The sequence below is a fragment of the Croceicoccus sp. genome, assembly GCF_983967925.1.
Genome location: NZ_CFETID010000006.1, coordinates 1 through 11,415, shown reverse-complemented (window position 1 = coordinate 11,415; position 11,415 = coordinate 1). Strand labels below are relative to the sequence as shown.

Here is an 11,415-nt window from a genome sequence, read left to right as displayed (position 1 = left end):
GTGAATATCGAAAAACGCCTGCCGCCCCGCCCCTTCCGCATCGATCGCCTGATCATCGTTCTGTTCGTGCTGCTCGCGCTGGGGGCCGGTGCGCATGGCTGGCTGAAGGCGCATCCGGAACATGATCCGCGCGCGCCGCTCGATCTGAATGGTCCCGAAGGCTGGGCGACGGGGACCAAGCTGGCATCGCTGCGCGGCGATCCCGGCCTGTGCCGCGATGCGCTGGACCGGGCCGGTATTCCCTTCACGCCGCTCGATCCGGCGGGGGAGGGCGCGTGTCGGCGCGAGGACAGGCTTCGGATCACCGATCTCGCGGATCGCGGCCTGCAGCTTTCGCCCTCGGCGCCAGAGGCCAGCTGCGCAGTCGATGCGGCGCTCGTCTGGTGGATGCGGCACCGGGTGCAGCCCGCGGCGGAGCAATTGCTGGGAAGCAGGGTGGCAAGCCTGCAGCACCTCGGCACCTATAGCTGCAGGCGCGTCAATGGCGGCACCACGGGACGATGGAGCGAACATGCGACCGCCAATGCCATCGATATCGCGGGGTTTACGCTGGAGGATGGACGGCAGCTAACCTTGTCAGGCGATTGGGCGGAGGAAGGCTCCGGCAATCCGGAGGCGGCGTTTCTGCGGCAGGTACGGGACGGGGCCTGCGACGTATTCGGCACTGTGCTGTCGCCTGAATATAATGCGCTGCATGAAGATCATTTTCATCTCGACCAGGCGGATCGAGGTTTCGGCAGTTTCTGCCGCTAGGACATCGACTGTTAGGACATCTATGATTAGGATAGGGGCGGGCGCGACCCAAACCCGCCCTAGATCAGTCGCGGAACTTCATCGACCGCAGCAATATGGAACTCGCCACGGTCCTGTATTCCGCACGGTCGCCCGATGCGCTCTGCATCTCGGATTCGGTCATCGCCATGTGCCTGCGATAGGCCTCGGCCCGCGCTTCTTCTTCTTCGGGCGTTTCCCATTCGGTCCAGCGCGTCATCAGATAGACATCGGGCTCGCCCTTGCGCGGGAACGAGTTGATCAGGACTTCGTAACCGGTGATCCAGCCCTGTTCCATTGCGAAGGCCTGACCCTTGCGCCACATGCCGGCCAGATGGTTGGCATAATCCAGCCCATGTCCGTCATCGATCTCGATACCGGATACCTCGACATATTCACCACTGACAAACGGCCATTCGCTTTGGGCCATCGCAAGTTGAGGGCAGGCAAACGCCATCGTCGCCGCGACAAGCGGCGCAAGTAGTCTTGCAGTTTTCATCAGTTTTCCCCTTGTTGGAACCTGCGCGACAGGCGCAGTTTTCCATCGGGCATAACCGGTATATTTTGAACGTCGATGTTATACCCGACAAAGGTCAGGCTGCGCCGGTGTTAATCTTCTGTCAATCTTGCAGCGCAGCAAAAATGACTAGGACGCTTCGAATGCATATCCGGCCGACCGCACCGTCCTGACCGGGTCCTTGCTACCCTCGACGGACAAGCCCTTGCGAAGACGGCGAATATGGACGTCGACCGTGCGCAGTTCGATGTCGCTGCCCGTGCCCCAGACCGCATCCAGCAATTGTCCGCGGCTGAACACGCGTCCGGGATGCTCCATGAAGAATCGCAGCAGGCGGAACTCCGTCGGGCCAAGTTGCAGTGCTTGGCCGCGGCGGGTTGCCTTGTGGCTGGTCGCATCCAGCTTGATATCGCCGACTTCCAGCATCTCGCCAGCAAGCGCCGGACGTACGCGGCGGAGCACCGCGCCGACGCGCGCGATCAATTCGCGCGGGGAGAACGGCTTGGTCACGTAATCGTCGGCACCGGTTTCCAGCCCACGGATGCGATCGTCCTCGCTTCCGCGCGCGGTCAGCATCACGATGGGAACATGCGCCGTTTCCTTGTCGCGGCGCAGGCGGCGGCAGATCTCGATGCCGCTGGTGCCTTCGACCATCCAGTCCAGAATGACCAGATCGGGCGCCTGTTCGTCGGCAAGGATCAGCGCTTCGTCGCCGTCGCCGGTGACATGCACTTCATAGCCCTCGGCCTCGAAGCGATATTGCAAGAGCTCGGCAAGCGAGAGATCGTCTTCGACGAGAAGCAGGCGCGGAGCGGGCAAATCCTCGGATCCTTGTCAGTGGCTGTTCGATCCTCCCATCACACGCTTTTTATTACCGGCATATGACAAGAGATTGATTTGCGTGCGACTGTCCGGCGGGATTTTAGCGCTCGGTATCCTCGCGGTCCGGCGGATAGGAGCCGGTGGCGGAGAAATGCACCATTTCCGCGACATTGGTCGCATGGTCGCCGACGCGTTCGATATTGCGCGCGACGAACAGCAATTGCGCGGTGCTGCCGATCGTGGCCGGGTTTTCGACCATGTGGGTGACCACGTTGCGGAAGATGCTGTCGTAGAATGCATCGACGCGCGCATCGCGGGCGATCACTTCCTTGGCCAGCATGGGATCGCGAGCGGCATAGGCGGTGAGCACGTCGTGCACCATCTCGACCGCGATCTCGCCCATTGCGGGGATCAGCGCGAGCGGCTCGAACCGGCGGCGACCTTCGATCCGGTTGACGCGCTTGGCGATGTTCTTGGCGTAATCGCCGATACGTTCGACCACGCCCGCGATTTTCAGCGCCGCGATCACTTCGCGCAGATCGTCGGCCATCGGCGCGCGCAGCGCGATGGTGCGAACGGCCAGCCGGTCGATCTCCATCTCGAGCGCGTCGATTTCCTTGTCGCGCGCAATGACGCGATTTCCCAGATCCTCGTCGCCATTGACGATGGCGTCGAGCGATTCCTGTACCGAAAGTTCGGCAAGACCGCCCATTTCCGCGACCAGACCGCGGAGGCGGGTGATGTCTTCCTCGAACGCCTTGACCGTGTGTTCCATAATCAGCCGTAGCGCCCCGTGATGTAGTCCTTCGTGCGTTCTTCGCGCGGATTCGTGAAGATGTCACTTGTCTTCCCGTATTCCACCATCTTGCCCATGTGGAAAAACGCCGTCCGCTGCGACACGCGCGCCGCCTGCTGCATAGAATGGGTGACGATCACGATCGCATAGCGGCCGCGAAGCTCGTCGATCAGCTCCTCGATACGGGCCGTGGCAATCGGGTCGAGCGCCGAACAGGGCTCGTCCATCAGGATCACTTCGGGATCGACGGCGATCGCGCGGGCGATGCACAGGCGTTGCTGCTGACCGCCGGAGAGTGCTGTGCCCGAATCCGCCAGCCGGTCCTTCACCTCTTCCCACAGTCCCGCGCGCTGCAGTGATTCCTCGACGATCCGGTCCATTTCCGCCTTGGTTGAGGCGAGCCCGTGGATGCGCGGACCGTAGGCGATGTTCTCGTAAATCGACTTGGGGAACGGGTTCGGTTTCTGGAACACCATTCCGACGCGGGCGCGCAATTGCACCACGTCCATTCTCGATCGGTAGATGTCTTCGCCGTCCAGCAGGATCTCACCCTCGACCCGCGCGCTGGAAATCGTGTCGTTCATCCGGTTCAGCGTGCGCAGGAAGGTCGACTTACCGCATCCGGAAGGGCCGATGAAGGCCGTCACGTAACGCGTGTGGATGTCGATGGACACCTCGTCGATCGCCTTCTTGTCTCCGTAGAACACGGAGACGTCATTGGCCGATATCTTCGGCCTGGCAGAAGCGGTGTGCGTGGCGGCCTCGGCCGTGTTGGGTTCGTGCATGGTCATCTTCATTTGACGGTCTCTGGGTTTACCAGCGGCGTTCGAACTTGTTGCGCAGGTATATGGCGAGGCCGTTCATGGCCAGCAGGAAGAGCAATAGCACGATAATCGCGGCAGATGTACGCTCGACAAAACCCCGGTCGATCTCGTCCGACCAGAGGAAGATCTGGACGGGCAGCACGCTGGACGGCGAGGTAAAGCCGGCTGGCGGGGTGGCGACGAAGGCGCGCATGCCGATCATCAGCAGCGGCGCGGTTTCGCCCAAGGCGCGGGCCATGCCGATGATCGTGCCGGTCAGGATGCCGGGCAGGGCAAGCGGCAGGACGTGATGGAACACGACCTGCACTTCGGATGCGCCGATGGCGAGGGCGCCGTCCCGGATCGAAGGGGGCACCGACTTGATCGCGTTGCGCCCGCTGATCACGATCACCGGCATCGTCATCAGCGCAAGCGTCATGCCGCCGATGATCGGCGCCGAGCGCAGATTGGGAAAGATCCATAGGAAGACGGCGAGGCCCAACAAGCCGAAGATGATCGAGGGCACCGCCGCGAGATTGTTGATCGATACCTCGATGATGTCGGTCCACTTGTTCTTGGGCGCATATTCCTCGAGATACACCGCTGCCAGCACCCCGATCGGGAACGCCAGCACCAGCGTTACGATCATGGTGAGCAGCGATCCCTTGAGCGCGCCCCAGATGCCCGCTTCCTGAGGCTCGGTCGCGTCGGCGCGCGCCAGAAAGCCCCAGTCGATCGCGCGCGACAGAACGCCTTCGTCCTTCAATCGGGCCGCCAGGGCTCGCAATTCGGCAGGGCCTTCACCGCGGTAGGCCGCGGCGAGATCGTCCCGCACCGGCAGGGAAACGGTGACGTCCTGATTGAGCATGTCGGGATCGGACGCGATCTTGGAAGCAAGGTCACGCGAGGCGCCGCCGCCAAGCTGGGCGGCAACCTCGGCGCCATATGCCTGGGTCGCCGCGAACTGCAGCGCATCGTCCAATCCGGCGGAGCGCAGCATCGCCTCGGCCCCCGGCTGTTCCAACTGGCTCTGATCGACGGCAAGGCCCAGTTCGGTGAAGCGGATCGGCACCTTGAGTTCGGCCCGCGTGAAACCCGCGATCCCGTTCGACGTCATCGCGAACAGCAGCACGGCCAGAACCGCAACCGATACAAAAACCGAGAGCATGGCGAGAATGCGGAAACGCTTTTCGGCCGCGTAACGCTTCTTCAACCGCTTCGCGAGCATCGCGTTGCGGTCTGCGCGCTGCCGTTCGATGGCGTCGATGTCCGGGGAAGGGGAGGCAGTGTTCATCGCACGCTTACTCATAGGCTTCGCGGTAGCGCTTCACCACGCGCAGCGCGATGAAGTTGAGCGTCAGGGTAACGGCAAACAGAACCATGCCCAGCGCAAAGGCGGACAGGGTCGCCGGATGGTCGAAACTGCCTTCCCCGGTCAGCATGGCAACGATCTGGTAGGTCACCGTCGTCATGCTCTCCAGCGGATTGGCGGAAAGATTGGCCGACGCGCCCGCCGCCATCACGACGATCATGGTTTCGCCAATCGCGCGCGACACCGCGAGCATGACGCCCGCGACGATGCCCGGAAGCGCGGCCGGAATGAGGACCCGGCGGATCGTTTCCGATTGCGTCGCACCCATGGCCAGGCTGCCGTCACGCATGGCGGCAGGGACCGCGGCAATCGAATCGTCCGCCATGGAGGATACGAAGGGGATGATCATCACCCCCATGATCAGACCGGCGGCCAGCGCGCTTTCGCTGCTGGCGCTGGAAATGCCGATGCCTTGCGCAACGTCGCGGATGAACGGCGCCACCGTCAGCGCGGCGAAATAGCCATAGACCACCGTCGGTACGCCCGCGAGAATCTCGAGAATGGGCTTGAGCCAGCGGCGCAGCGTGGGCGAGGCATATTGGGTCAGATAGATCGCGCTGCCCATGCCCAGCGGGATAGCCACGATCATCGCGATGATCGCCCCGATGTAGATGGTGCCCCAGAACAGCGGCAGCGCGCCGTAATCTTCGCCGCTGGTATAGGCAGGGTCGCGCATGGGATCGGGCGACCAATGCGTGCCTAACAGGAAATCAATCGGATTGACCATGCCGAAAAAGAGCACGGTTTCGAACAAGAGCGACGCAAGAATGCCGAATGTCGTAAGGATCGCCACCAGCGATGCCAGCAGCAGAAGCCCCATGACCATGCGCTCGACCCTGGTGCGCGCGGTGAAGTCGGGACGCAGTTTCAGGAAGGCAAACGCGCCCCCGGCAAAGCCGGCGATCAGCGTGATCGCAAGGCCGATGAGCCCATAGCGGGAGATGGCATCGCGCGCCGGTTCGACGAGGCCCTGCGCGCGCGGATCGAACACCGCCTGCATGTCGCCATTCGCGACCGCGATCGCCTCGCCAAGGATCGTATTGCGCGCGAGGCCGAAGGGCGGCAGCGCATCGGCCGCGGGATGCGACAGCATGGCCTGCAGGATGAGCTGCGGGCTCACCACGCTCCACACCAGTGCGAACAGAATGGCCGGTACGAAGGCCCAGAGCGCGACATACCAGGCGTGATAGCTGGGCAGCGAATGCAGGCGAACCGAATCGCTGCCCTTGAAGGCATAGGCCCGAGAGCGAGCCGCCAGCCACCCGGCCAAGCCAAGGCCGAGTGCAAGAAGAACGAGAATTGCTGGCGACATCGCTAGGGTATCAGGCTCGCTTTATTGCAGATCCGTGGCCTGAATCGTCGTCAGGTTCGTGGCCACTTCGGCGTTGCGGGCTGCCGCCTCGGGCGTGGAGGCGATCATGCCCTTGCTCGTAAGCAGGCCGTCCTTGCCCCAGTTCTCGACCCAAGTCGAGAGATACTCTTTCAATCCGGGCACGGCTTCCACATGCTGCTTCTTGACGTAAATGTAGAGCGGACGGGCGCCGGGATAGCTGCCGCTGGCGATGTTCTCGTAGGTCGGCTCGAAACCGCCAAGGCTCAATCCCCGCAGCGTGTCGGCGTTTTCCTCGAGGAAGGAATAGCCGAAGATACCGATCGCCTTGGGATTGGTGGCAAGCTTCTGGACGATCAGATTGTCGTTCTCGCCCTGCTCGACATAGGCGCCGTCGCTGCGCACTTCGGTGCAGATCTGCTCATAGCGATCCTCGTCGCTTTCCTTCATGGCGGCGATCGAGGGATCGGTCTCGCAGCCCGCGGTCAGGATCAGCTCGGCCAGCGCGTCGCGCGTGCCCGAGGTCGGCGGGGGGCCGTAAACGAGGATCGGCTCGTTCGGGAAGGACGGATCGATGTCCGACCAGTTTTTGGCGGTTTGCGGCTTGCCATAGGGTTCTGCCGCCAGCGCCTCGTACACCTGCGCCGGGGTCAGCGAGAAATTCTGACCCTCAAGCGATTCCGCGATGGCCACGCCGTCGAGGCCGACCTGCAGCTCGACCACTTCGGTCACACCGTTTGCCTGGCAGTTCTCGAACTCCGAAGCCTTCATGCGACGCGAGGCATTGGCGATGTCGGGATATTGGGTGCCGACGCCGCCGCAGAACAGCTTGAAGCCGCCGCCGGTGCCGGTCGATTCGATGATCGGCGAGGAGAACTGCGGATAGCTGCGGCTGAATTCCTCGGCCGCGGCCTTGGCGAAAGGATACACCGTCGATGATCCCACGGCCTTGATCTGGTCCCGTCCGGCGGACTGGGGTCCGCCGCAGGCGGCAAGGGTGGTGGCCGAAAGCGCGGCCAGCAGGAGGGGCTTCATCATGCGCATGAAAAAATTTCCTTTCGAATCGCACGCGCCAATATGGACTGCATATGACAGTTAAGTGACATCGGTACGGTGCAACGGATCTAAATATCTGATTATTAGTGCTTTAGGTGTGGAAGTTTTCGCTAGAAATCCAGTTGGGCCCGTGCGCTGAGGCTGTGGACGCCATAATCGGTGTCACCGCTGGCCGTCGCGAAGACCGCATTGTCGTAATCGATATAGGCATAGTTCATCAGCAAGCGCGTGTGGTCAGTGGGCGTCCACACCAGCGAGGCGCCGTACAGGTTCTGCTCTCCGCCTGTGATATCGGCTTCCTGAAGGTCGAGGTAATCGTAGCGAAGGTTGAACTGCAGGGCGCCGAAACCGCCCTCGTTCAGCGGGTTGGCGGGCCTGATACGCTCGAACACGCCCTTCTTGTAGCCGCGGCGATCGCCCGGCGTCAGGAAATAGCCGATCTCTGCATAGCCACCGAAGAAGGTTGGATCGGCAAAGTCCGTCCGCTCGACATGCTGCCAAAAGGCTTCGCCCGCGACGTGAAGGCGGCCGAAAATGGCGGCGGCTTCGGCGCCGATGCCGGTTTCGCTGTCCGCCGAAAAGACGCCGGTGTCGACGAAACGGGTACGCGGAGGCCGCGCGAGAGGCCGCTGGCTATAGCGCAGATTTTCGGTCAGCCCGTCGAGATCGGTGTAGTGGACCGATCCGCCGACGTGAAGCTGCGTGTTGCCGGCCTTGGGCGTGTAAGCGATCCGCAGGTCGCCGCCCTCGTTCCGGTTGTCGAGCGCTTCGATATTGTCGGTGAACAGCCCGCCCTGAACCACAAAGTCGTCCTCGAAATATTGCGCCGACACGCCGACGCGGCGTTCGAACACGAATGCGTCGGTGAAGGCCGCTCGTTCGATGAAAGACGTGTGCAGGCTGCTGCTCAGCTCTTCCATCGACTGGAAGGTGTTGTGCTGGCCAACCATGAAGGTAACCGGACCGCTGCGATGGCTGATCGTCGCGTCCATCACGACGGCCTCGCCGCTTCCGACCTCTATGCCCAGATCATAGCCGAAATTGCCGGGGACCTCGCCCTCGAACTCGACGCGCAGACGGCGGGCGCCGCTGGAAAATCCTTCATCGCGGCCCGTGCTTTTCGGCGCATCGATATAGGCCGCGTCATAGTTCAACCGGCCGCTGACGCCAAAGCTCCAGCCGTCGGGGTGTGACAATTCGGGGCCTCCGTTCCACGCGATTGTGGTCTGCGGTGCTTCCTCGGCGGGCGCGGCCGCTGCTTGCGCGACGGCGATGTCTGCCCGTTCGGTCGGGACAGCTTCCGCCGGGACCGCTTCGTTCGCGGCTGCTGAACGGGTTCTGGCCAGTTCGCCTTCCAGCTCCTCGATACGCGCATTCATGGCATCCATGGCGGCGCGCATTGCCGAGAGTTCGGATTGCACCGCCTCCATCGCGCGATCGTCCTGCTGCGCATAAGCAGCGGGAGAGGCGGCGATCATGGCAAGACCGGCAAGGGAAACAGTGAGTGGACGATGCATGAAATTACACTTTGATGACAATTAGATGACCATTTGCCGACGCCCCTATGACCGTTCGGTGACAGTTTTGTTACAACGCATTTCTCAGGCACCAGCAACCGCGCCCAAACGGCGGAACTCTGCGAAAACTTTTCGTAAAAAAATTTCTCGCGGCAGATGCTTACCTGCGCTCAGGCGACCGTTTTTTTCACTCGCTGCGATTCGTCTTCCACATGCCGCGGCAATCTTACCGTGATCGTGGTGCCCACGCCCAGCTCGCTGGCGATATCCAGCCGACCGCGATGACGCTCTACGATGTGTTTCACGATAGCAAGGCCAAGCCCGGTTCCGCCCGCTGCCCGGCTGCGACCGGGATCGGTACGATAAAACCGCCGGGTGAGGTGGGGCAAGTGTTCGGGCGCGATACCCTCGCCGCTGTCCGCGACCGTCAGTTCATAGCTGGCTTCGCCATCTTTCGCGGTGACGCGCACCGGTTCGGACTTCGATCCGTATTTCATCGCATTGTCGATCAAATTGCGCATCAGCTGATCGAGTTGCTGCGTATCGCCGCGTACGGGCATGGGGTGCGGGTCGGCGTCCAGGACGATGCGATCCTTTCCGTGAAGCGAGGTCATGCCAGATACGACCTGTTCGGCCAGTTCCCGCAGGTCCAGCACGGTTGGTGGCAGCTCGTGCTTGCCCGCCTCGACGCGCGACAGACTCATCAGGTCTTCGACCAGTGCCTGCAGGCGTCTCCCTTCCTTCGCCACGACTTCCAGGAACCGATGGCGCGTCGCCGGTTCCATCGGCCGGCCATCATCCGCGTCCGCCTCCAGCATGGTTTCGACATAGCCGATGATCGAGGACAGGGGCGTGCGCAGTTCATGGCTGGCGTTGGCGACGAAATCGGTATGGGCGCGGCTGATATCCGCTTCCGCCGTGCGATTGACCAGTTCGATCGTGATGCGCGCATCGTCGACCGGACGCACCGATACGTTCCAGATCGAACGCGGACCCGACAATCCCCTGATGGTCGCGGTGCCGCCGCCCTTGCGGTCGAGAAGGCGAATGGCCTCAGGGTGGCGGATCGCGACGCGTGCATCCTGACCGACGATATGCGGTCCCAGAACCTCGCGCGCGGCACGATTGGCGATGCTGATCCGGCCCTTTTCCATCATCAGATAGGGCTGGGACAGGGGCTCGATCAGTTCGCGTGTCTGCTCCGGCCCAAGCGTGCCTCGCGCAGGCGGCTCCGGAGGCGGGGGCGGTTCGCGGCGGCGCAGCAGCAGCGAGCAAATCCACACCAGCAGGATCGCGCCTGCAAGCGGCGCGTCATAGGTGGTGAACCAGATCGCCAGGGCGCCCAGCGCCGCGAGGGCCATCCCGCCCCATGGAAAGCCGGCCAGGTTCATCTTCCGGCCCTGGTGAATCGATACGCGGCGCTCAACATCGCGACTTCGATAGTCACGCGCTGGCCAACGCGCCAGTCCGAAGCGGGCGGTTGTCGTCCGGCGGTCAGCTTTCCGTCTTTAGCGGAACAGGGTGGGGTTGTCCGCCAGCACCAGGGCAAGGGCGAGGACAAGCGCGATGCATCCTCCGATCGCGACCCGCCCGGTGCGCGAGTTGGCGAATGCCGCCATCAGCCGAACCGCGCCCGGACCCGCCGCCAGAACGGCGCCGCAACCGGCAACGGCTATACCCATCGTCTGGAGAGCGAGTTCATCTCCGCTGTGACCGACGATGGCCAGCAGGCCGCCCAGCAGGATCAGGAAGGCGCTTGCGCTGCGCCTCCACGCGGCCCCCCGCGGGCTGCGGCTGACGACTAGCCCGGCCTCGCGCATGGCCGCATGCAACCGGTCCGGCGATGTCTGACGGCCGCAATGCGAACAAATCGCATCGCTTTGCAGACCCATCGGGCAACGACAATAATTTGCGGATCTCATCGCAATCCCCTGGCACCGTTCACGCCGATTCGCGTGAGAATTAGACAGGAGCGCCCGGCGATCCGGCAATATGCTACAAGGAATCATGGCGGGTCGCGGTTGAAGCGCGCTTGAAGCGTCGCAGGCACCGGGAATGGGTCCTTCCGATTCGTTAACGGCCTGATAGCGGCAGATATTCGCGTTCGGTTGCGGCGGGGATCGCTCGCGGCGTCGCAAACCGGACCGTTAATACCCAAGGATTAACCAATACGTAGAGCAAGGCCGGGAAGGCCTGTTGCCTGCAACCGGCGCCAGCGACGAGCACGTCGAAAAAATCGGGTTTCTGGGAAAGGTCTGGTGACCCCTACGGGAATCGAACCCGTGTTTCAGCCGTGAGAGGGCCGCGTCCTGACCGCTAGACGAAGGGGCCATGCCGTGAAGGCAAGGCCGCACCTTGGTGACCCCTACGGGAATCGAACCCGTGTTTCAGCCGTGAAAGGGCCGCGTCCTAACCGCTAGACGAAGGGGCC

The 11,415-nt window shown here is 62.8% G+C and carries 11 protein-coding genes and 2 tRNA genes; 1 reads left to right on the top strand and 12 read right to left on the bottom strand.

What is annotated here, in order from left to right:
* Entirely contained in the window at window positions 1-753 is a 753-nt protein-coding gene (locus tag AC4FIJ_RS05105; RefSeq protein ID WP_490335641.1) for an extensin-like domain-containing protein, read from the top strand.
* 64 nt (window positions 754-817) lie between these two features.
* On the opposite strand, the gene AC4FIJ_RS05100 is transcribed toward AC4FIJ_RS05105, so the two are convergent.
* From AC4FIJ_RS05100 to AC4FIJ_RS05045, 12 genes are all read right to left on the bottom strand, one after another.
* Window positions 818-1,270 (bottom strand): hypothetical protein, encoded by a 453-nt coding sequence (locus AC4FIJ_RS05100; protein WP_490335640.1) that lies wholly within the window; start codon window positions 1,268-1,270, stop codon window positions 818-820.
* 147 nt (window positions 1,271-1,417) lie between these two features.
* A complete protein-coding gene (gene phoB / locus AC4FIJ_RS05095; protein WP_490335639.1) occupies window positions 1,418-2,107 on the bottom strand; it encodes a phosphate regulon transcriptional regulator PhoB in 690 nt (229 codons plus the stop codon).
* Window positions 2,108-2,210: 103 nt separating this feature from the next.
* Complete coding sequence (gene phoU / locus AC4FIJ_RS05090) at window positions 2,211-2,891, bottom strand: phosphate signaling complex protein PhoU (RefSeq protein ID WP_490335755.1); 681 nt, start codon at window positions 2,889-2,891, stop codon at window positions 2,211-2,213.
* Entirely contained in the window at window positions 2,888-3,697 is an 810-nt protein-coding gene (pstB, locus tag AC4FIJ_RS05085; protein ID WP_490335754.1) for a phosphate ABC transporter ATP-binding protein PstB, read from the bottom strand. The genes phoU and pstB overlap by 4 nt, the downstream gene beginning before the upstream one ends.
* Window positions 3,698-3,719: 22 nt before the next feature.
* Entirely contained in the window at window positions 3,720-5,003 is a 1,284-nt protein-coding gene (gene pstA, locus AC4FIJ_RS05080) for a phosphate ABC transporter permease PstA (protein ID WP_490335638.1), read from the bottom strand.
* A 7-nt stretch (window positions 5,004-5,010) separates the two neighbouring features.
* Window positions 5,011-6,393 (bottom strand): phosphate ABC transporter permease subunit PstC, encoded by a 1,383-nt coding sequence (gene pstC, locus AC4FIJ_RS05075; protein ID WP_490335637.1) that lies wholly within the window; start codon window positions 6,391-6,393, stop codon window positions 5,011-5,013.
* Between the two features lie 21 nt (window positions 6,394-6,414).
* Window positions 6,415-7,455, bottom strand: a complete 1,041-nt coding sequence (locus AC4FIJ_RS05070) for a substrate-binding domain-containing protein (RefSeq protein WP_490335636.1) — start codon at window positions 7,453-7,455, stop codon at window positions 6,415-6,417.
* Window positions 7,456-7,577: 122 nt separating this feature from the next.
* Window positions 7,578-8,984, bottom strand: coding sequence for an OprO/OprP family phosphate-selective porin (locus tag AC4FIJ_RS05065; RefSeq protein WP_490335635.1), 1,407 nt, complete (start codon window positions 8,982-8,984; stop codon window positions 7,578-7,580).
* Between the two features lie 170 nt (window positions 8,985-9,154).
* Complete coding sequence (locus AC4FIJ_RS05060; protein ID WP_490335634.1) at window positions 9,155-10,375, bottom strand: sensor histidine kinase; 1,221 nt, start codon at window positions 10,373-10,375, stop codon at window positions 9,155-9,157.
* A gap of 117 nt (window positions 10,376-10,492) precedes the next feature.
* A complete protein-coding gene (locus AC4FIJ_RS05055; RefSeq protein ID WP_490335633.1) occupies window positions 10,493-10,804 on the bottom strand; it encodes a hypothetical protein in 312 nt (103 codons plus the stop codon).
* A 436-nt stretch (window positions 10,805-11,240) separates the two neighbouring features.
* A tRNA-Glu gene (locus tag AC4FIJ_RS05050) sits at window positions 11,241-11,315 on the bottom strand.
* Window positions 11,316-11,340: 25 nt separating this feature from the next.
* Window positions 11,341-11,415: transfer RNA gene (locus AC4FIJ_RS05045), tRNA-Glu, on the bottom strand.

Excerpts from the sequence above, each read along its gene's own strand:
- AC4FIJ_RS05100 (WP_490335640.1), bottom strand. The coding sequence starts at position 1,270 with ATGAAAACTGCAAGACTACTTGCGCCGCTTGTCGCGGCGACGATGGCG.
- pstB (WP_490335754.1), bottom strand. The coding sequence starts at position 3,697 with ATGACCATGCACGAACCCAACACGGCCGAGGCCGCCACGCACACCGCT.
- pstA (WP_490335638.1), bottom strand. The coding sequence starts at position 5,003 with ATGAACACTGCCTCCCCTTCCCCGGACATCGACGCCATCGAACGGCAG.
- pstC (WP_490335637.1), bottom strand. The coding sequence starts at position 6,393 with ATGTCGCCAGCAATTCTCGTTCTTCTTGCACTCGGCCTTGGCTTGGCC.
- AC4FIJ_RS05070 (WP_490335636.1), bottom strand. The coding sequence starts at position 7,455 with ATGCGCATGATGAAGCCCCTCCTGCTGGCCGCGCTTTCGGCCACCACC.
- AC4FIJ_RS05065 (WP_490335635.1), bottom strand. The coding sequence starts at position 8,984 with ATGCATCGTCCACTCACTGTTTCCCTTGCCGGTCTTGCCATGATCGCC.
- AC4FIJ_RS05060 (WP_490335634.1), bottom strand. The coding sequence starts at position 10,375 with ATGAACCTGGCCGGCTTTCCATGGGGCGGGATGGCCCTCGCGGCGCTG.
- AC4FIJ_RS05055 (WP_490335633.1), bottom strand. The coding sequence starts at position 10,804 with ATGCGCGAGGCCGGGCTAGTCGTCAGCCGCAGCCCGCGGGGGGCCGCG.